General features: G+C 67.0%; 18 protein-coding genes. 2 read left to right on the top strand and 16 right to left on the bottom strand.

Annotated features, from left to right (window positions below):
- Nucleotides 1-33: 33 nt before the first annotated feature.
- From ASE30_RS04450 to ASE30_RS04375, 16 genes are all read right to left on the bottom strand, one after another.
- Nucleotides 34-840 carry a transporter substrate-binding domain-containing protein gene (locus tag ASE30_RS04450; protein ID WP_057283013.1) on the bottom strand — a complete coding sequence of 269 codons (807 nt, stop codon included), beginning with the start codon at nt 838-840 and terminating at the stop codon, nt 34-36.
- A gap of 16 nt (nt 841-856) precedes the next feature.
- Nucleotides 857-1,630 carry an ABC transporter permease gene (locus ASE30_RS04445; protein ID WP_057283012.1) on the bottom strand — a complete coding sequence of 258 codons (774 nt, stop codon included), beginning with the start codon at nt 1,628-1,630 and terminating at the stop codon, nt 857-859.
- Nucleotides 1,627-2,625, bottom strand: a complete 999-nt coding sequence (locus ASE30_RS04440) for an ABC transporter substrate-binding protein (RefSeq protein WP_057283011.1) — start codon at nt 2,623-2,625, stop codon at nt 1,627-1,629. Before ASE30_RS04440 ends, ASE30_RS04445 begins: the two co-directional genes overlap by 4 nt.
- A 67-nt stretch (nt 2,626-2,692) precedes the next feature.
- On the bottom strand, nt 2,693-3,475 hold the full coding sequence (locus tag ASE30_RS04435) for an ABC transporter ATP-binding protein (RefSeq protein ID WP_057283010.1): 783 nt from the start codon (nt 3,473-3,475) through the stop codon (nt 2,693-2,695).
- A gap of 106 nt (nt 3,476-3,581) precedes the next feature.
- Nucleotides 3,582-4,808: an MFS transporter gene (locus tag ASE30_RS04430; protein WP_057283009.1), complete on the bottom strand. Its 1,227-nt coding sequence runs from the start codon at nt 4,806-4,808 to the stop codon at nt 3,582-3,584.
- A 163-nt stretch (nt 4,809-4,971) separates the two neighbouring features.
- Nucleotides 4,972-6,576 (bottom strand): ABC-F family ATPase, encoded by a 1,605-nt coding sequence (locus tag ASE30_RS04425; RefSeq protein ID WP_057283270.1) that lies wholly within the window; start codon nt 6,574-6,576, stop codon nt 4,972-4,974.
- A gap of 148 nt (nt 6,577-6,724) precedes the next feature.
- Entirely contained in the window at nt 6,725-7,768 is a 1,044-nt protein-coding gene (locus ASE30_RS04420) for an LD-carboxypeptidase (RefSeq protein WP_057283008.1), read from the bottom strand.
- A complete protein-coding gene (tadA, locus tag ASE30_RS04415; RefSeq protein ID WP_057283007.1) occupies nt 7,765-8,256 on the bottom strand; it encodes a tRNA adenosine(34) deaminase TadA in 492 nt (163 codons plus the stop codon). The genes ASE30_RS04420 and tadA overlap by 4 nt, the downstream gene beginning before the upstream one ends.
- Nucleotides 8,257-8,266: 10 nt before the next feature.
- The gene (locus tag ASE30_RS04410; protein ID WP_057283006.1) at nt 8,267-9,115 is read right to left on the bottom strand and encodes an HAD family hydrolase; all 849 of its coding nucleotides are present in this window, start codon (nt 9,113-9,115) and stop codon (nt 8,267-8,269) included.
- Nucleotides 9,116-9,187: 72 nt separating this feature from the next.
- Nucleotides 9,188-9,724, bottom strand: a complete 537-nt coding sequence (locus ASE30_RS04405) for a hypothetical protein (protein ID WP_235515179.1) — start codon at nt 9,722-9,724, stop codon at nt 9,188-9,190.
- 161 nt (nt 9,725-9,885) lie between these two features.
- Nucleotides 9,886-10,227, bottom strand: coding sequence for a monovalent cation/H(+) antiporter subunit G (gene mnhG, locus ASE30_RS04400; RefSeq protein ID WP_057283004.1), 342 nt, complete (start codon nt 10,225-10,227; stop codon nt 9,886-9,888).
- Nucleotides 10,224-10,505, bottom strand: a complete 282-nt coding sequence (locus tag ASE30_RS04395; protein ID WP_057283003.1) for a K+/H+ antiporter subunit F — start codon at nt 10,503-10,505, stop codon at nt 10,224-10,226. Before ASE30_RS04395 ends, mnhG begins: the two co-directional genes overlap by 4 nt.
- Nucleotides 10,502-10,984: a Na+/H+ antiporter subunit E gene (locus tag ASE30_RS04390; protein WP_057283002.1), complete on the bottom strand. Its 483-nt coding sequence runs from the start codon at nt 10,982-10,984 to the stop codon at nt 10,502-10,504. Before ASE30_RS04390 ends, ASE30_RS04395 begins: the two co-directional genes overlap by 4 nt.
- Nucleotides 10,984-12,615, bottom strand: a complete 1,632-nt coding sequence (locus ASE30_RS04385) for a monovalent cation/H+ antiporter subunit D (RefSeq protein WP_057283001.1) — start codon at nt 12,613-12,615, stop codon at nt 10,984-10,986. Before ASE30_RS04385 ends, ASE30_RS04390 begins: the two co-directional genes overlap by 1 nt.
- Nucleotides 12,612-12,956 (bottom strand): Na+/H+ antiporter subunit C, encoded by a 345-nt coding sequence (locus ASE30_RS04380; protein ID WP_057283000.1) that lies wholly within the window; start codon nt 12,954-12,956, stop codon nt 12,612-12,614. The genes ASE30_RS04385 and ASE30_RS04380 overlap by 4 nt, the downstream gene beginning before the upstream one ends.
- A complete protein-coding gene (locus ASE30_RS04375) occupies nt 12,956-15,871 on the bottom strand; it encodes a monovalent cation/H+ antiporter subunit A (protein ID WP_057282999.1) in 2,916 nt (971 codons plus the stop codon). Before ASE30_RS04375 ends, ASE30_RS04380 begins: the two co-directional genes overlap by 1 nt.
- Before the next feature lie 564 nt (nt 15,872-16,435).
- Between ASE30_RS04375 and ASE30_RS04370 the strand changes: the two genes are divergently transcribed.
- Both ASE30_RS04370 and ASE30_RS04365 read left to right on the top strand, forming a co-directional pair.
- A complete protein-coding gene (locus ASE30_RS04370; RefSeq protein ID WP_057282998.1) occupies nt 16,436-17,416 on the top strand; it encodes a tripartite tricarboxylate transporter substrate binding protein in 981 nt (326 codons plus the stop codon).
- Between the two features lie 461 nt (nt 17,417-17,877).
- A complete protein-coding gene (locus ASE30_RS04365; RefSeq protein WP_235515178.1) occupies nt 17,878-18,867 on the top strand; it encodes a hypothetical protein in 990 nt (329 codons plus the stop codon).
- The last annotated feature ends 25 nt before the right edge of the window (nt 18,868-18,892 follow it).

Here is an 18,892-nt window from a genome sequence, read left to right as displayed (position 1 = left end):
CCCGGCATTGTAAGTGCCGGGCCCGCGCGGGCCCTAGCCGTGGCAGTCGGGCACTTCCTGATCCAGGTAGACGTCGAAGGCCACGTCGCGGGCCCATTTCGCCGTCATGGCCTTCCAGGCGCCCGCGCGTTCCCAGGCCCGCATTTCCTGGCCTAGCCAGACGCGGGAGGCCTGGTCATCGGCGGCCAGCAGCCACACCCGTTCGCGCCGCGATCCATCGGCGGCCAGGGTGGAGGAGAACTTCTTCCATTCCGGAAAGCGCACCAGCGGTTCCCATACGGCGTCATCGACCAGGCCGATATCGCAACTGCCTTCACGCACCGCGACCAGCGCGTCGGACGGCGCCTTGTACGTGCGCACCACCGCGCCCCAGCTTTCCGCCAGGGCCTTGGCCGCCGTGGCGGCCTCGGCCATGCACACGCTGCGGCCGCGCGCGTCGGCGGGCTGGCGCAAGCGCGTATCGCTGCGGATCACGGCCTTGGGGCGCGCGGCATAGCCCGTGGGCTGCGTGGCGACCTCGGCCGGCTGGTTGGCGGCCCGGTCGGCCAGCACCAGGTCCACCTGGCCCGCGGCCAGCGCGGACGCGGCCTGTTCCGCCGGCAATTGCACCAGGCGAACCGGCAGGCCCAGGCTCGCGCCCAGCTTTTCGGTGATGGCCGCGTCCAGCCCGTCCGGCGTGCGGATCTTGGCGCCCGCCACGGGCGGCGGCGCCAGATACGGTATGCCCACCACCAGTTCGCCCCGGGCCCGCGCCGACGCGAATGTCTCGGCCTGCGCGTGGGCCTGGCCCACGAACATCAGGCAGGCGGCAAGAACGAAAAGGCGGCAGCGGCGGACCATGGCGTGCTCGTCGCGCTTAGACGTACTGGTAGCGCAGCAGGCGGTGCTTGAGGTTTTCAAGCACGAACTGGTCGATCAGCGCGGCCAGCACGGCGATGACCAGGATGTTGGTCATGACGCCCGTCATGTCTGCGATCTCGCCGGAATACGCCAGCGAACGGCCCAGGCCCTTGCCGAAGCCGATCAGCATTTCCGCCGAGATCAGCGCCCGCCAGGCATTGCCGAACGCAAGCTGCGCGCCGGTGATGAGCTCGGGCATGACGGCGGGCAGGTACACCCGCTTGACCAGCCCCCACCGCGTGGCGCCCATGACGCGCGCCGCGGACACATGCACGCGCTGCACGGACTCGGTGGCGTTCATCACGCTGAGCGCTGCAGGAAAGAATGCCGACAGCGCCACCACCACGATGATGGGCGTGTTGCCGAATCCCATCACGATGAGGAACAGCGGCACCCATGCAATGGACGGAATCGATTGCAGGATGACGATGGCGCTGCGCAGCACCTCGCGGAAGAAGAACAGCACGGCCGCGACAAGCCCGAAGCCGATGCCGGCCGCCAGCGCCAGGCCATAGCCCGCGCCCAGCCGGCCCAGCGTGCCCATCAGGCTCTGGTGGAACGACTGCTTGCCCAGGTCTTCGAACAGGCGTTCGACCACGGCCGGCACGCCTGGCATCAGGAAGTCGGGCAGCGCGAACGCCGCGAGCTGCCAAAGGGCCAGGATGAACAAGACGCCCAAAACGCCCGCGAAATGCTTGCGGGCGCCGGTTACTCGGGTAGATGCGCTCAAAGCTTGCGAGCCTCTTGCCAGGACAGGTCGACGATGCTGGACACGTCGTACGGCTTGCCGTCACGGGTCTTCAGCGAACCCTGGGCCTGCAGGATATCGGCGATTTCCTGCATGCGGGCCGTGTCCTTTTCCGTCAGCTTGGGCGTGAACACCTGCGTGCCGATGGCTTCGGCGATGACGGTCTCACGCGGGAGTTCGCCGCGGGTCAGCGTCTTGAGCGTGGGCTCGGCGATGAAATACGAGGCGATCAGCTTGGAGGCTTGCGCGGGTTCCTTCTGGAGCAGCGCGATGGCCTGGTTCTGCGCATCCAGCGCCTTCCAGACATCGTCCTTGCGCTTGGCCAGCGTCTCGCCCGACGTGATCACGACCATGCAGGGGAACGGCCAGGCCTGGCCCACTTCGTAGATCTGCTTGACCGGCGCGATCAGTTGCGCGATGCGGTCGTAGGGTTCGAACAGAAAGGCCGCGTCCACGCGCTTGCCCACCAGCGACTGCACCGCCACCGCCGGGCTCACACCCATGACGTTGACGTCGTCCGCGCTGAGGTTGCCCTGCTTGAGCACCACGCCCTTGAGCACCACGTCGGCGGTGCTGCCCTCGGCCTGCGAAGCCAGCGTCTTGCCCTTCAGGCCGGCGATGTCCTTGATGCCCGAGTCATCACGCACGATCAGCGAGTGGTAGCCCTGCTGCGCGCCGCCGACCACCTTCAGGTCCGCGCCCTTGGAGGCCCACGCCACGGCATTGGTAAAGCCCAGCACGCCGATGTCGAGCTGGCCGCCGACGATCGCCTTGATCAGATCGGTGCCCGACTTGAATTCGATCAGTTCGGAATCCAGGCCGGCCTTTTTGTAATAGCCGCCCTCTTGCGCGACGATGGCTTGCGCATCGTCCATCACGCGCAGATAGCCAACGCGGAATTTTTCGGCCGCCATCGCGGGGGCCGCCGCCAGCAGCGCCGCGGCCAGCGGCAGGGACAGCCATTGCTTCAATTTCATCAGGAGCTCCAGGGAATTCGGGTATGGGCCGCGCCTGTGCGCAGCCTGGAATGTTCAGGAAAGGGGATCAGGCGGCCAGCGCCAGGTCCGAGTCCGAGTCTGCGTCAGCGTGCGAGCCGTCCACCGCGATGCCCAGCAGGCGCAGGATCTCGCGTTTTTCAGCGGCCAGGCCGGACAGGTCGTGGGTCTTGGCGCGATGCGCCAGATTGAACTCGCGCAGCACGCGCGCCGGGCGCGGGCTGAACACCACGATGCGGTCGGCCAGGAACAGGGCTTCGTCGACGTCGTGGGTGACGAGCAGAACGGTGGGTTTTTCCTGGGCGATCAGTTGGCGCAGCACATCCTGCAGGCTCAGGCGGGTCAGCGCGTCCAGCGCGCCGAAGGGCTCGTCCATCAGCATGGTCTGGGGCTGCGCGACGAACGCGCGCGCCAGTGCGGCGCGTTGGCGCATGCCGCCGGACACCTGATGGGGGTAATAGTGTTCGAACCCCGCCAGGCTGACGCGGGCCAGCCAATCGCGGGCGGCCTCGCGGGCGCGCTTCTTGGGCGTGTTTTGAAATTCCAGCGCCAGCGCCACGTTGTCTTCCAGCGTCAGCCACGGGTACAGCGCGTGTTCCTGGAACACCAGCGTGCGGCTGGGATGCGGGCCGGTGATCGCGCGGCCATCGGCCTGCACGCTGCCCTCCGTGGGCTTTTCCAGTCCCGCGGCCAGATGCAGCAAAGTCGATTTGCCGCAGCCGGACGGACCCACCAGCGCGACCAGTTCCCCGGTCTTGATTTCACTGGTGAAGCCATCCACGACGGGCAGGTCGCCGAAGTGTTTATGGACGTGATCGAAGGTCAGATTCATGGAACGAAGCGTGTGGGCGCGTGAAAACGAGCCTCAAATCTAACAATTCGTTATATGAATCCAAACAATCAATATCGAATGTCTTTACTTCTTTTAGTAATAAACATCACGCCGCCGCGGTGGCGGCATGCTGCCGGACCGCATGGCGCTGCAATCCGAACGCGATCATGAACCCTGCCAGCACGGACCCGGAGGCCGCCAGGAAGATGGCCGGATACCCGAAGCCGCTGGAGATGTACCCGGCGATCGGTCCCGTTACGCCCAGCGCGAGGTCCAGGAAGGCGGAATACGCCCCCAGTGCCGCCCCGCGGCTGCCGGCGGGCACGCGCGCCACGGCCTCGACGCCGATGGCCGGGAACACCAGCGCGAACCCGCAGCCCGTCAGCGCGGCGCCCATCAGCGCCACGCCGGGGTTGGGCGCCAGCCAGAGCAGCAACAGCCCCGCCGCTTCCACCAGGAAGGACACCTGCGCGACCCGGAAGCCGCCGAATCGCGTGATGGTGCCGGCGAACAGCAGGCGCACGCCGATGAAGGCGCCCCCAAAGGCGCTGAGCGCATGCGCGGCGCCATCCCACGAGAAACTGGCGTAGAACAGCGCCACGAAGGCCGCCAGCGTGCCGAAGCCGACCGACCCTAGGCCTAGCGCCATGCCGTGTGGAAAAACGCGCAGGACGACGCTCTTGAAGGCCATGCGGTGGCCGCCCACGATGGCCACGGCAGCCCGCGATATCGCCAGTCCCAGCCCGATCAGCCCCAGCAGCAGCACCGCGCCGCCCAGCGCTCCCATGCTCCATTCGGTTTCCAGGTGCACGCCCAGGGGCGCGCCCAATGCCAGCCCGCCGTAAGTGCAGATGCCATTCCAGGAAATGACGCGCGCCGTGTGCAGCGGCCCGACCCTGGCGATGGCCCAGGTGGCGGAGCCCGTCCCGACCCAGCTTTCGCCGAAGCCCAGCGCCAGCCGGCTGACGATGATCGCCGTCAGGCTGAGCCAGGCGCTGCGCTCGAACGCATACGCCAGCAGCAGGAAGACACCGCTGGCCGCGCAGGCCGCCATGCCGATCACGACCGTCTGCTTGGGACCGACCGTGTCGGCCATGCGCCCCGCGTGGGACCGGCTGAGCAAGGTGGCCACGTACTGCACGCTGATCGCCAGGCCGGCAAGGACCGAGCCGTAGCCCAGCTTGTCGTGCACGTAGCCCGGCAGCACGGCCAGCGGCAAGCCGATGGCCAAGTAGCAGATGAAGGTGAAAAAAGCGATGGCGACGATGCGGCCCGTCAGGGCGAACGTACTGATCTGCGCGCCATCGGGCGCGGCATACTGGGAGGGAGACATGAGGGGGGCAAAAAGATGCCTGGCCGGACAGCCGCCAGGGTTGGCGCGATGATAGCGCAGCGCACATTGCGGTTTGCTGAACGGCGGGCGCGGCGCGCCTGCCGGGCCCAAAAGCAGAGCGGCGCACGTTGCCGTGCGCCGCTCTGTGGCAGATCCGGCGGGATCAGGCCTCGATGCCGCGCGAGGACAGGTAGTCTTCGTAGCCGCCGCGGTAGTCGATGATCTCGCCGGTGGCCAGGATTTCGATCACGCGCGTGGCCAGGCCCGACACGAATTCACGGTCATGCGAGACGAACACCAGCGTGCCTTCGTACTTTTCCAGGGCGAACTGCAGCGACTCGATCGATTCCATGTCCAGGTGGTTGGTCGGTTCGTCGAGCAGCATGACGTTATGCCGGCCCAGCATCAGGCGGCCGAAGGTCATGCGGTTCTTTTCGCCGCCGGACAGCACCTTGGGCGCCTTGGGCAGATCGTCCGCCGAGAACAGCAGGCGGCCCAGCACGGAACGGATCGACTGGTCGTCGTCTCCCGGCTGGCGGTGATCGCCCATCCAGTCCAGCAGGTTGATGTCGGTTTGCAGGAACTGGTCGGACACGTCCTGGGCCATATAGCCCAGGTCAGCGTTTTCGGACCACTTCACGGAGCCCGAATCGGGTTGCAGTTCCGTGGCCAGCAGACGCAGCAGGGTCGTCTTGCCGACGCCGTTGGCGCCGATGATGGCGATCTTTTCGCCCGCATCGACCATCGCCGAGAACTTGGTGATCACGGGCGCGTCGTAGGCCTTGGTGAGGTTTTCGACGGTGACCGCCAGGCGGTGCATGACCTTGTTCTGCTCGAAGCGGATATACGGGTTCTGGCGCGACGAGGGCTTGACCACGACCTGGTCGGCCTTGATGCGGTCGATCTGCTTCAGGCGCGAGGTGGCCTGGCGCGACTTGGACTTGTTGGCCGCGAAGCGGCGCACGAAATCCTGGAGTTCGGCGACGCGTTCCTTGGCCTTGGCGTTGTTGGACACCAGGCGCTCGCGGGCCTGGGTGGACGCCAGCATGTAGTCGTCGTAGTTGCCGGCGTAGATGCGGATCTCGCCGTAGTCCACGTCGGCCATGTGCGTGCACACCTGGTTCAGGAAGTGGCGGTCATGGCTGATGATGATCATCGTGCTCTGGTAGCCGTTGAGCACGTTTTCCAGCCAGCGGATGGTGTTGATATCCAGGTTGTTGGTGGGCTCGTCCAGCAGCAGGACGTCGGGGTTGGAGAACAGCGCCTGCGCCAGCAGCACGCGCAGCTTCCAGCCCGGGGCCACTTCGCGCATGGGCAGGTTGTGCTGGTCCACGGCGATTTCCAGGCCCAGCAGCAGCTCGCCCGCGCGGGCTTCGGCGGTGTAGCCGTCGTATTCGGCGAACTTGGCTTCCAGGTCGGCCGCGCGCATGTAGTCGTCTTCCGACGCTTCCGGATTGGCGTAGATGGCGTCGCGCTCGGACATGGCGGCCCACATCTCGGTGTGGCCCATCATCACGACGTCCAGCACGCGCAGGTCTTCAAACGCGAACTGGTCCTGGCGCAGCTTGCCCAGGCGCACGCCCGGCTCGAGCGACACGTTGCCGCCGGAGGATTCGAGGTCGCCGCCGATGATCTTCATGAACGTAGACTTGCCGGACCCATTGGCCCCGATCAGCCCGTAGCGGTTGCCTTCCCCGAACTTGACGCTGACGTTCTCGAAAAGGGGCTTGGGACCGAACTGGATGGTGAGATTGGCTGTGGATATCACGGTGTATTTGCGTTTGAAGGCGTCCGAAGACGCATGCGAGGAAACCGGATAGTGTAGCAAATGGGGCTGCGGCCCCTATTTTTGGGTGGACAGGATCGCGCGGGCGCGGCCTGCGCGCCCGATCCTGCCCGCCCGCCAGCCAGGAATATCAGTGGTGGTGCTCGTCCAGCACCAGGTGGGCCAGGCCCTTTTCGGTGGCGATGCCGACTTTCTGCCCGATCGGCAAGGTGGCTTTGGTGGCCACATGCCCGTAAGGCAGGCCCGTGATGACGGGCACCTTCACCGTCTTGCGCAGCCATGCCACGACCTCGTGCAGGTCGTAGCCCTTGTCGTGGGGCGCAAGCTTATAGTCCGAGAACCGGCCCAGCACGATCGCCTTCTGCTTGGCCAGGATGCCGGCCTGCCACAACTGGATCAGCATGCGCTCGATGCGGTAGGGATGCTCGGCCACGTCTTCCAGGAACAGGATGCCGCCCCGGATCTTGGGCATGTAGGGCGTGCCCAGCAGCGACGTGACCATGGCCAGGTTGCCGCCCCAGAGAATGCCGCGGGCATCGACCGGATCGGCGTCCAGCGTTTCGAAACTGAGGATTTCGAGTTCGCCGCGCATCACTTCGCCGAACAGCGCTTCGGTCAGGTCATCGACCTTCTTGCCGCCGAAGTCCTGGACGGCCGTCGCGCCCGTGTAGCTGACCGCGCCGGTTTGCGCCAGCAGGCCCAGGTTGAACGCGGTGAAGTCGCTCATGCCGACAAAGCGCTTGCCGCTGTCGGCCATGGCCTTCCAGTCGATGGCATGCAGCAGCCGGCCCAGGCCATAGCCACCGCGCGTCACCATCACGATCGGCAGCTTCTGCTTGGCCGCGCGCGTCAGGCTGGCCAGGCGCTGGGCGTCCGTGCCGGCGAAGCGCTGGTGCTCGGCAAAGGCGGTGCGGTCCAGGGCTGTCTTGAAGCCCTGCTGCTGAAGCCGTTCGCGCGCGAGTTCCACCGTGGCCGGGTCGCGCACCGCCGAAGACGGCGAGATCAGGTAAATGCCGCGCGCGTCCGGAAGGTCGCCGTGATGATGGTCGTGGCCGTGGTCGTGGCCGCAATCGTCGCCGCAGGCGTCGCCATGCTCGTGATCATGGCCGGGGACGGCTTCGGCTTTGGCGCCGCGCGCCTTGACGGCAGGCTTGGCGGCTTTGGGGGTGCTCATGCGATGGATTCCTTGGCGCGGCGCTCGCGGAAGAACCGGCGCAGCAGATCGCCGCAAGGTTCGGCCAGCACGCCGCCGGTGACAGAAGTGTGATGATTGAGTTTGGGAACGGAACCGACGTCCAGCACGCTGCCGCAGGCTCCCGTCTTGGGGTCGTACGCGCCGAACACCACGCGGGCCAGCCGCGCGTGCAGCATGGCGCCGATGCACATGACGCAGGGCTCCAGCGTCACGTAGACGGTGATGCCGGGCAGGCGGTAATTTTCAAGCTGACGCGCGGCGCTGCGCAAGGCGACGATCTCGGCATGCGCGGTCGGGTCGTGGTCGATGATGGTGCGGTTGTAGCCCCGGCCCAGGATGTCTCCCTGGGCGGACACCACCAGCGCGCCCACCGGCACTTCGCCTATGTCGTAGGCGGCCTGCGCCTCTTCGAGCGCCAGGGTGATGTAGCGGGCGTCCTGTTCGGTCCAGGGCGGAACCGCCGCCATGGCCGCGGGCTCACCCACGGTACACCCGGGACTTCAGCGCGATGCGGCCGGCCAGGCTGGTGACCGCCTCTTCGAGCCATTGATAGAGTTCGGCCTGCTCGTCGTAGCGGGCCTGGTTCAGGTTGGACACCCTGCCCTCTTCGATGAAGCCCCAGGCCCGGCTGCGCTTGTCGCGATGCTTGGGATCCCAGACGCCGAAGGCAAAGCCGCCGGCGCGGCGGATCAGCGAAAAGCAGGGAATGTCGGTGTAGCCGTCGCCAACGAACACCATCTGGTCGAAAGGCACGCGCAGGCGGTCTTCGGGCACCTTGCGGTTGACCTCGAAAGGCTTGCTGCGGAAATCGCGCCCGATGATGCCCTTCTGGATGTGGAACAGGTAGCGGGTCTTGTCGGTGAAGCTGACGATGCGGCGCGGGAAGGAGATGCCGCCGTCTTCGCCGTAGACGAATTCGGACGCCCAGATCTCGGTGAATTCGTGCGCGATGGGCGTGGAGCGGACCACGTCGCCGATACCGCTGGAAATCAGATAGAACTCGAGCTGCACCTGCGGCTGCTCGGCGCGCACCGCCGCGCGCAGCCGCTGGAACAGCGTCGGCACGCCGTCGTGCAGTTCCAGCCGCGCGCCCCAGTCCTTCAGCCGTTGCTGCGTGATGAGGCCATGCCTGCCCTCTTGGGAAAGCTGGATCATCTTGTACAGATAGGCGGGCACGGGGTCCCAGTCCTGCTGGGACAGCAGCGGGTCGACCTGGTCCTTCCAGAAGGACGCCGTGTCCACCCCGATGCTGTCCAGGAAACCGGACGTGCTGTCCGAGGCCAGCGTGTCGTCGAAATCGAAAATCAGGGCGATGACGTCGGACATGAATATGCGTAAGAAAGGGCGACAGCCGCCATTTTGCCTGATTGTGGCTGCGGCCGCGCCCCGCGGCCCCGCTTACTGGCGCATCGGCGCGGGCGCCATGCCCGGCGCAGTGCTGGCGGGCGGCATCGGCGCCATGCCGGGCGCCGTGCTGGCAGGCGGCACGGGCGCCATCCCCGGCGCCGTGGCGGCGGGCGGCATGGAATCCGCGGGCACCTGGATCACGGTTTCACGCAGGACACCCCCGCCCCGCACACTGCCGCGCACGTTCGTGGGCGCGGTCATCTGGGTCACGCAATTCTGGCGCTGCGCCTCGGGCAGCCGGTTGCAGCGGGCCAGGATGTTTTGCTGGCGCTGTTCGGGGCTGGCTTCGTTGAGGTTCTGGCGGCGGGACTCTTCCCGCGCGGCGCCCGCCTCGCGCAGGCAGGTCTGCAGCGGCTGGCCGGTGGCGCCGCTTTTGCAGGCGGCCACATCCTGCTGGTAGCGGGACTGCGGCGTACCGGTGCCGCTGGTTCCGGCATCAGCCGCGTGGGCCGCGCCGGCAATCAGCATCAGGCCCGCCGTGCAAAGGGTTGCGGCAAGACGCTTGGTCTGCATGGGTCGTGTAGTCATGGTCAGCTCCTTTAAGAGAGATTGAACCTGGACGGCGCGGCTCTGCACTGCGCCGCCTACTGCCATCACTATCCCATGTTGCGCGGTCGGGGACATGTCCAGCGACTTGAATTCGTAAGGTTACGTTTCAGCCATGAAAACAGGGACATGTCGACCCGCCACTACCGCGCGTCGAAGTCCGCATCGGCCTTTGTCAAGCGGTTACGGTAGGTAGCGGCGCGCATCAGGAGCATGGCGGTGACCGGGGACGAAACGATCAGCAGCAGCGTGATGATGACCTCATGGAAAACAGGCCGGGCTGACAGCGCGGAGAACACGAGTATGGAGGACGCCAGCACGCAGGCGCAGCCCAGGGTGTTGCCCAGCGTCGGCGCATGGATGCGCGCCTGGAAGGTGCGGAACCGCAGCAGGCCGGCGGAGCCGGTCACGGCCAGCAAGCCTCCCAGCACCAGCAGGACGGTGGCGGGGATACTGGCCCACAGGGGGAGTTGGGCGTCGATCATGGCTCGATGACCTCGCCGCGCAGCAGAAAGCGCGCCATCGCGGTGGACCCGACGAACCCGAACAGCGCGATGAGCAGCGCAATGTCGAAATAGACGGACGTGCCGGACCGGATGCCGAAGACCAGCATCGTCAGCATGCCGTTGATATACAGCGTGTCCAGGGCCAGGACGCGGTCCTGGGCGGTGGGTCCGCGCAGCAGGCGGATGGTGGCGAACACCATGCCCAGCGCGAAGCAGAGCAAGGCAAAGGACGCCGCCCAATACAGTACGGTGTTCATTCAAACATCTCCATCAACGGGCGCTCGTAGCGCTCCTGTACCAGCTTGATCCAATCGCCTTCGTGCTGCAGGTCCAGCACGTGCAGTTTCAGGCGGTGGTCGTCGGTGAGGTCCACCCAGACGGTGCCGGGCGTGTAGGTGACGATGCAGGCAAGCATCGCCAGTCCATGCGGGTCGCGCATGGTCAGCGGAATCATGATGAATCCGGGCGAAAAGTCGTTGCGGCGCGGATTCAGGATAAGCCGGGCCACGGCGACATTGGATTTGATGATATCCAAGGTGACGTGCAGGAACAGCGGCAGCACCTTCCACAGGCGGCGCGGCCGCGCATGCAGCGGGCGCAGGCGCGACGCGGCCCAGGTGAACCACAGCGCCAGCGCGAGGCCCAACGCGATCTGGCCGGGGGAAACGCTTTCGTTCAGCACCAGCCACAGCGCGAACAGCAGGCCGGGCAGGATCAGGAAGTAGAGACGGCGCATCAGCTTCCTCCCTGGGCGCCGCGCACGGTCTGCGCGGACATGACGGCATTGATATACGAACTGGGCTGGTCCAGTGACCGCGCCGCGTCGTCCAGGTAGGCCGACACCGGACCCGCGCCCGCGGCCAGGCCCACGCACAGGAGCAGCAGCACCGCCACGGGGCCGGCCTCGATCACGCGCAGGCGCGGCGTGCTGCGGTCATCGCTGGCCCAGAACACGCGGATGCCGGTACGGCTCAGGCCGATCAGGCCGGCCAGACCCGAAACCAGCACGGCGGCGACCAGTATCCAGGCGTCCATGGGCGGCGCCGATTCGGTGGCGGCCGACACCGCGGCGGACAGCAGCGAGAACTTCGCCACGAAGCCCGACAGCGGCGGCAGCCCGGTCACGAGCAAGGCGCAACAGATGAAGGCCAGGCCAAGAAAGGCCATGGCGGCCGGTATGGCCACGCCCACCACGTCGTCGGAACGGTTAACCGACGCCGGATCGTCCAGGTCGAAGGCATCCAGGGTCACGGCCAGCACGTTGGCGCCAAAGCTGCGGGTGCGTTCGATCAGTTCGGCCAGCAGGAAGAACGCGCCCGTCGTCAGCACCGAACTGATCAGGTAGAACAGCGCCGGGCCGGTGAGCGTCACCCCGGGCATGCCCAGTGCGGTCAGCAGCGTGCCGGCCGATACGATCACGCAATAGCCGACCATTTTTTCCAGTTGCTGCGTGGCAAGCAGGCCCAAGCCGCCAAACAGCAGCGTGGCAAGCCCCGCCGCGAACATCCAGTCCAGGCTGAAGGCCGCGGGCGCGCCCGACGGCAACAGCAGCGATCCGATGCGCAGCAGTGCATAGATGCCGACCTTGGTCATGATGGAGAACATGGCCGCGATGGGCGCGCCGGCCGATCCATACCCCTTGACCAGCCAGAAATTCAGCGGCCAGGCGCCCGCCTTCACCAGGAAGGCCACGCCCAGGATGGCCGCGCCGGCCTCGAACAGCATGCGGTCGGCGCCGGTCAGGTTGCCGGCGCGCAGGGCCAGGTCGGCCATGTTCAGCGTCCCGGTCACGCCATAGATCAGCGCAATGCTGATCAGCAGCAGGAACGACGCCACCAGGTTCACCGCGATGTACTGCAGGCCGGCGCTGACGCGCGCCACGCCGGAGCCGTGCAGCAGCAGGCCGTAGGATGCCGCCAGCAGTACTTCGAAGAACACGAACAGGTTGAACAGGTCGCCCGTGAGAAAGGCGCCGTTCAGGCCCATCAGCAGGAACTGGAACAGCGAATGGAAATGCACGCCCGCGCGGTCCCAGCGGGCCAGCGCATAGACCAGCGTGGCCAGGCCCAGCACCGAGGTCAGGGTCAGCATGACGGCCGCCAGGCGGTCGACCACCAGCACGATGCCGAACGGCGCCGGCCAGTCGCCCACCAGATAGACCCCTACCCCGTCCGGCCAGACGCCGGGCACGGCGCCGCCGGCCACCGCCAGCAGGGCAATGGCGGCGGCAAGCTGGGCCATCGTGGACAGGAGCGCAATACCGCCGCGCGCATAGCGGCTGGTATCGGCGAGCAGCAGCATCGCGGCCCCCGCGATCAGCGGGGTAACGACGGGCAGAACAGGAAGATGTTGAAGCCAGAAACTCAAGATTGGGACTCCCGTCCATCAACGTGGTCGGTACCCGTGAGGCCACGCGAGGCCAGCAGCACAACCAGGAACAGCGCGGTGGTGGCGAAGCCGATCACGATGGCCGTCAGCACCAGCGCCTGCGGCAGCGGATCCGCATACCAGGAAGGATCATGCGCCATGGCGGGATCCACGACCGGCGGACGGCCGGAGGTGAGCCGGCCCATGCCGAAGATGAAGAGGTTCACCGCATAGGAGACCAGCGTCAGGCCCATGATGAACTGGAACGTCCGGGGCCGCAGCAGCAGCCAGACGCCCGAGCCCGCCAGGACGCCGATCGCGACGGCGTAAATCAATTCCATCAGGCTTCCCCTGTTTGAGCGGCGGCCGCCTGGATTTCGGCGGCGGCCTTGCGCTGCGCGCGCAGCGATTGGTGAGCCAGTGCCACCAGCACGAGCACGGTGGACCCCACGACCAGCATGTAGACGCCCAGGTCGAAGAGCAGCACGCTGGACAAGTGGACATGGCCGATGAACGGCAGCGCGACATCCCAGGCCAGCGCGGCCAGGAAAGGCTTGTAGGCCAGCCATGCGGTCACCGCGGCGGCGCCGGCGGACAGCAGCCCGATCCCGATCCAGTTCTGCGGGTTGAGGCGGCTGCGCGACTCCACCCAGTACACGCCGCCCACCATGTATTGCAGGATGACCGCGGTGGCGAAGATCAGGCCGCCGACGAATCCGCCGCCCGGCTGGTTATGGCCGCGCAGCAGGAAATACACGGAGATCAACGCGGCGACGGGCAGCAGCAGGCGCACCAGCACGGTGGGCACCATCATCGAACCCGCGGGCACCAGCGACTTGATGTCCGGCGCGTCCGGCACGCCGCCGTCCTGCTCCTTCTGCTGGCGCGGCAGGTCCGCGCTTTCGGTCGCGGGGCGGAAACGGCGCAGCAGCGCATAGACCGTCAGCGCCACGATGCCCAGCACCGTGATCTCGCCGAACGTATCGAAGCCGCGGAAATCCACCAGGATCACGTTGACCACGTTGGTGCCGCCGCCGTCGGGCAGCGCGCGGTCAACGAAGTAAGAGGAAATGGTGTCGCCTTGCGGGCGCGCCAGCACCGCATACGCCAGCGCGGCCATGCCGGTGCCCGCGGCCACGGCCACCAGCAGGTCGCGCAAGCGGCGGCCCCGGGCCTGCAGCGTGGCCTTGAGGGTTTCTTCGTCGTCCTGCTCGATCCGGCGGGGCAGCCACCGCAGGCCCAGCAGCAGCAGGACCAGGGTCACGACTTCCACGGAAAGCTGCGTCAGCGCCAGATCGGGCGCCGAGAACCACACGAAGGTCAGGCAGGTGATCAGACCGGCGCCGCCCGCCAGCGCCAGGGACGCCAGGCGGTGATACTTGGCCTGATACGCGGCTGCCAGGGCGCAGGTGCCGCCAACCAGCCACAGCAGGGCAAATACCGGATCGATGGGCGTCATGCGGCCCGTGCCATCCAGCCAGCCGCCCGCCCGCAGCGGCAGCCAGGCGACGAACAAGGCGCCCAGCACGATCAGCAGCATCTGCACCTGCAGGCGAGTCGACGACACCCAGCGCAGCAGCCAGGCGGCCGCGACGCTGGAACCGTCCAGCAGCGCCTCGAAGGTGCGGCGGCCGTCCAGCCGGTAGATGAATGGCACCCGGCCCGGATTGGCGCGCTGGTGCGCCCGCAGCGCCAGGTACAGCAGCACGCCCGCCGTCGTGGCGACCAGGCTCATGACCAGGGGCAGGTTGACGCCGTGCCAGACCGCCAGGCTGTACTCGGGCATGTCCTCGCCCAGGATGCTGTGCGCGGCCGTGGCCAGGAAAGGGCCCACCGTCAGGCTGGGCACCACGCCCACCAGCAGGCACATGAATACCAGCAGCGCGCTGGGCAGCAGCATCCAGCGCGGCGGCTCGTGCGGCGCGCGCGGCAGGTCGGTCGCCGGAGGGCCGAAGAAGACCTGCAGGATGAAGCGCAGCGAGTACGCCACGCTGAACGCGCCCGCGATGGTGGCCAGCAGCGGCAGGCCGATCTGCGTGAACCGGTCGCCGCTGACGAAGGTGGTTTCCGCGAAGAACATTTCCTTGGACAGGAAGCCGTTCAGCAGTGGAACGCCCGCCATCGAGGCCGCCGCCACCATGGCCAGCGTGGCCGTGATGGGCATGGCCTTGTACAGCCCGGACAGCCGGCTGAGGTCGCGCGTGCCGGTTTCGTGGTCGACCACGCCCGCCGCCATGAAGAGCGAGGCCTTGAACGTGGCGTGGTTGATCATGTGGAAGATGGCGGCCACCAGCGCCAGCGTGCTGTTCAGCCCCAGCAGCAGCGTGATCAGGCCCAGATGGCTGATCGTGGAATAGGCCAGCACCCCTTTCATGTCCTGCTGGAAGATGGCCGCGTAGGCGCCCAGCACCAGGGTGATCAGCCCTGCCCCGCCGATGATCCAGAACCATTCGTCGGTGCCCGACAGCACGGGCCAGAAGCGCGCCAGCAGGAATACACCCGCCTTCACCATGGTGGCCGAATGCAGGTAGGCCGACACCGGCGTGGGCGCGGCCATGGCGTTGGGCAGCCAGAAGTGAAATGGGAACTGGGCGCTCTTTGTCAGCGCGCCCAGCGCCACCAGCACCAGCACGGCGGGATACCAGGGGTCGGCGCGGACCAGGTCGCCCGACGCCAGGACGCGGTCCATGTCGTAGCTGCCCACGATATGGCCCAGGATCAGCACGCCCGCCAGCAGGCACAGCCCGCCCCCGCCCGTGACGGTCAGCGCCATGCGCGCGCCGCGGCGCGCGTCCAGGCGATGGTGCCAGTAGGCGATCAGCATGAAGGAAGCCAGGCTGGTCATTTCCCAGAACAGCACAAGCTGGATCAGATTGCCGGACAGCACCACGCCCAGCATGGCGGCCATGAAGGCCTGGAAGAACGAGAAAAAGCGGGGCACCGGGTCTTCCGGTGACATGTAGTAGCGGGCGTACAGCACCACCAGGGCGCCCATGCCGGAGACGATCAGCGCGAACAGCCAGGCATAGCCGTCCATGCGCAGCGTGAACTGGAGCCCCAGCGCAGGCGCCCAGGGGAGATCGGCCCGGATCACGCCGCCGTTGGCGACGTCCGGATAGAGACTGGCGGTCAGAACCACGCAGGCCAGGGCGATAAGGCCCGCCAACCAGGCCTCGGCGTTGCGGGCGTTGGAAGGCAGCAGCGCGGCGCACAGGCTGCCGGCGAACGGCAGAGCGAGGATCAGGATCAGCGACATGGCGTTCCGAGAATGTCCGGGCCCCCTCCCGCCAGCACAAGGCAGCGAGAGACGAAACAGACCGGGGATTGAAAAACGGACGGAACCCTGGCCCGGTGCGTCGCTGCACTACACGTTGCCCCGCGGGGACATCAACCAACGCCATTGAACGGCGCAGACAGAAACAAACGCAATAGTTTTCTTGCAAGACCGGCCAAGAATCTCATCCGAAAAATATCAGATTCTCGTAAGTTATGCAGAGATTTATGCACGAACCCAGCTAATGACAGCAAGATGAATGCGCAATGATTGCGCAATGAAGGCCGTTGAATGCATGTTCATCTACTTGTCAGACGGCTATTTTCTTGGAATTTCCGCCATTTCCCGACAACTATCCGTCACCGTAAAAAATTATTGCGAATCCTCAAAGCAGGGAGAATCCCAAGTTGACCGTAGGGGGATTCCTGTGTGGAATTGCGCCCACGAGGCGTTGACCTGCCGGTATCCCTGCAGCGCGCGCCTCACCGACGCCGGCCCAAGAAGCCGGGCCGGCTCGGAACAACAATATGGAGAAGACTCTTGAATATGCTGTCACATGCCAAGGCCGTCCTGGCCGCCGCCATCGCAGGCGTCTGCCTTAGTTCCGCCGCGCAAGCCGCCGACCCCTACCCCAACAAGCCCATCCGGCTGATCGTGCCCTTCGCCGCGGGCGGCACCACCGATATCGTCGCGCGCATCGTCGCCGAAGGCCTGGGCCGCGAGCTCGGTCAGGCCGTCGTGGTTGAGAACCGGGGTGGCGGCGGCGGCTCGATCGGCGCGGATGCCCTCGTGCGCTCCGCCCCCGATGGCTACACGCTGGGCGTGGCCACCGTCAGCACCATGGCCACCAATCCGGCCACGAACCCGAAGAATCCCTACGATCCGCTCAAGGACTTCACGCCCATCACCAATATGGTGAACGTTCCCAACGTGCTGACCGTCAACCCCGCCGTGCCCGCCAAGACGCTGGCGGAGTTCATCACGCTCTTGAAGAACAACCCCGGCAAGTACAGCTATGCGTCGTCGGGCGCGGGCGGCATCAGCCACCTGGACGGCGAACTGTTCAAGTCGATCACCAAGACCGACATGGTCCACGTGCCCTATCGCGGTTCGGGCCCGGCGCTCAACGACGTGATTGCCGGCCAGGTCAACGCCCAGTTCGATAACCTGCCCTCGTCCATGCCCCACATCCAGGCCGGCAAGCTGCGCGCCCTGGCCGTGGCGGCTCCCAAGCGCCTGCCTGCCCTGCCGGACGTCCCCACCTTCACCGAAGGCGGCCTGGCCGACGTGGACAACATGGCCTGGTACGGACTGGTGGCCCCCGCCGGCACGCCGCAAGCCGTGGTGGACCGCATCCACGCCGCTACCGTCAAGGCCCTGAAGGACCCCAAGGTCGCCCAGCGCCTGGCCGACGGCGGTTCCCTGGTGGACGGCAACACGCCCGCCCAGTACGCCGCGCAGATCAAGCGTGAACTGGAACTGCGCCAGCGCATCGCCAAGGACCGCAACATCGTCCTGACGAACTGACCCGCACCGGCCCGGGGCGGCCTCCCTGTAAGGGTCGTGCCCCGGGCCTGTTCATCCTGCAAGCGGCCTCGCACGGGACCGGCCCCCGGCCGGGCGCTTTGCGGGGGCCCCGCTTGACTGCCAACGCCCGGGTGGTAGCATCTGCACCCGTGCGATCCGATTTCTGCCCCCCTCCCTGCGCTGCCTGCGCCCTCTGCGCCCTGCGCTCAACACTGTTGAGTTCGCAGGAAGTCGCCGCGCGTTCCGCCTACGCGCGCTCCAAGCCCGGCTAATCACCCGGCTTTTCCCTTCCTGAAGTTTCATTCCGGCCCGTTGCCGGCTGCCTGCGCACATCCGCGCGGCCCGCAGCCCAAAACCGGCCGGCGGACGCCCTGCCGCGTGGCCGGGTCCGCGCCCTATCTGGTTTGCGCATGCCCGCGGCGGCATGCGGCCACGCCACGCACTGTTTCTTTTCAATCGCCATGCAACTCACCAAGAAATTCGTCAAAGCCAAGAATCCCTGCGCGGGCGGCTACAAATGGTTCCTGCGGGACCACAACGGCCAAGGGGATTACCAGGCCGTGCTTGATGCGCTGGTCGCCGACGGCCGCGTCGGCGACGCCTGCTGGCTGCTGGACCAGTTCGGCCCGACCGATGCCGTCCTCAGGCTCGATGCCGTCGACGCCAACGCCATTGTGTTCGCGGGCACGCTGGAAGTGCGCATGGGGATCAATGTGGACACGGTGGTGCGCGCCGGCCGCGCCATCGTCACGGGCGGCGGCATCCGCGCCGGCGAGACCATCATGGCCGGAGAAAACATCAGCGCGGGCGCCAATATCGCCAGCGGCGGCAACCTGCGCGCGGGCGGCGACGTGACCGCGGACTGGGGCGTGGAAACGGCAACGCGCCTGGATTGCGGCGGCAACCTGCGCGCAAAATGGGACATCTGCGCCGGACAGGACCTGGCGGTCACCGGCCACCTGCACGCGGGACAGGACGTGAGCGCACAGGGCGCCATCAAATGCGGACAAGGCATCAAGGCCGGCGGCCACGTGCGGGCGGAAAAGGAAATCAACGCGGCCAGCGGCATTCAGGCGGGCGGCTCGATCCAATGCGGCGACCATCTGTTTTCCGGATGGGGCCTCATCGCGGGCGAGGACATCCGCGCCGAAGGGTCGATCCGGGCCGGCGAGGGCGCGCAGGCGGAAGGCATCATCGAAGCGGGCGCCGGCCATGGCATCTACGCCGGCCTGAGCGTGCGCCTGGACGCCTGGTCCGTGTGCGCGCGGGTCGTGGCGCAAACGCGGCCGGCCCAGCTTGTGAGCGGGCATTGGGCGGGGCTGGACGACAGCGGCCTGGAAGACGCCGCCCCCGCCGCACAGCCCTGGAATGGCTGGTTCGACGGCGGCGCCGGCACCTCCGGCCAGCAACCAGCCGCGCGCGTAGCGGCGGACAGCCGGAAACGCGACTAGCCCGGCGCCTGGCCGTCCGCCTGCC

The organism is Achromobacter sp. Root83 (assembly GCF_001428845.1).
GTDB lineage: Bacteria > Pseudomonadota > Gammaproteobacteria > Burkholderiales > Burkholderiaceae_B > Achromobacter.
This window is presented reverse-complemented; position numbering and strand designations above follow the sequence as displayed.

What these genes read in the sequence shown, in the direction of transcription:
- ASE30_RS04450 (WP_057283013.1), bottom strand. Translation starts at nt 840, where the DNA reads ATGGTCCGCCGCTGCCGCCTTTTCGTTCTTGCCGCCTGCCTGATGTTC.
- ASE30_RS04440 (WP_057283011.1), bottom strand. Translation starts at nt 2,625, where the DNA reads ATGAAATTGAAGCAATGGCTGTCCCTGCCGCTGGCCGCGGCGCTGCTG.
- ASE30_RS04435 (WP_057283010.1), bottom strand. Translation starts at nt 3,475, where the DNA reads ATGAATCTGACCTTCGATCACGTCCATAAACACTTCGGCGACCTGCCC.
- ASE30_RS04430 (WP_057283009.1), bottom strand. Translation starts at nt 4,808, where the DNA reads ATGTCTCCCTCCCAGTATGCCGCGCCCGATGGCGCGCAGATCAGTACG.
- ASE30_RS04420 (WP_057283008.1), bottom strand. Translation starts at nt 7,768, where the DNA reads ATGAGCACCCCCAAAGCCGCCAAGCCTGCCGTCAAGGCGCGCGGCGCC.
- tadA (WP_057283007.1), bottom strand. Translation starts at nt 8,256, where the DNA reads ATGGCGGCGGTTCCGCCCTGGACCGAACAGGACGCCCGCTACATCACC.
- ASE30_RS04410 (WP_057283006.1), bottom strand. Translation starts at nt 9,115, where the DNA reads ATGTCCGACGTCATCGCCCTGATTTTCGATTTCGACGACACGCTGGCC.
- ASE30_RS04405 (WP_235515179.1), bottom strand. Translation starts at nt 9,724, where the DNA reads ATGACTACACGACCCATGCAGACCAAGCGTCTTGCCGCAACCCTTTGC.
- mnhG (WP_057283004.1), bottom strand. Translation starts at nt 10,227, where the DNA reads ATGATCGACGCCCAACTCCCCCTGTGGGCCAGTATCCCCGCCACCGTC.
- ASE30_RS04395 (WP_057283003.1), bottom strand. Translation starts at nt 10,505, where the DNA reads ATGAACACCGTACTGTATTGGGCGGCGTCCTTTGCCTTGCTCTGCTTC.
- ASE30_RS04390 (WP_057283002.1), bottom strand. Translation starts at nt 10,984, where the DNA reads ATGCGCCGTCTCTACTTCCTGATCCTGCCCGGCCTGCTGTTCGCGCTG.
- ASE30_RS04380 (WP_057283000.1), bottom strand. Translation starts at nt 12,956, where the DNA reads ATGGAATTGATTTACGCCGTCGCGATCGGCGTCCTGGCGGGCTCGGGC.
- ASE30_RS04375 (WP_057282999.1), bottom strand. Translation starts at nt 15,871, where the DNA reads ATGTCGCTGATCCTGATCCTCGCTCTGCCGTTCGCCGGCAGCCTGTGC.
- ASE30_RS04370 (WP_057282998.1), top strand. Translation starts at nt 16,436, where the DNA reads ATGCTGTCACATGCCAAGGCCGTCCTGGCCGCCGCCATCGCAGGCGTC.
- ASE30_RS04365 (WP_235515178.1), top strand. Translation starts at nt 17,878, where the DNA reads ATGCAACTCACCAAGAAATTCGTCAAAGCCAAGAATCCCTGCGCGGGC.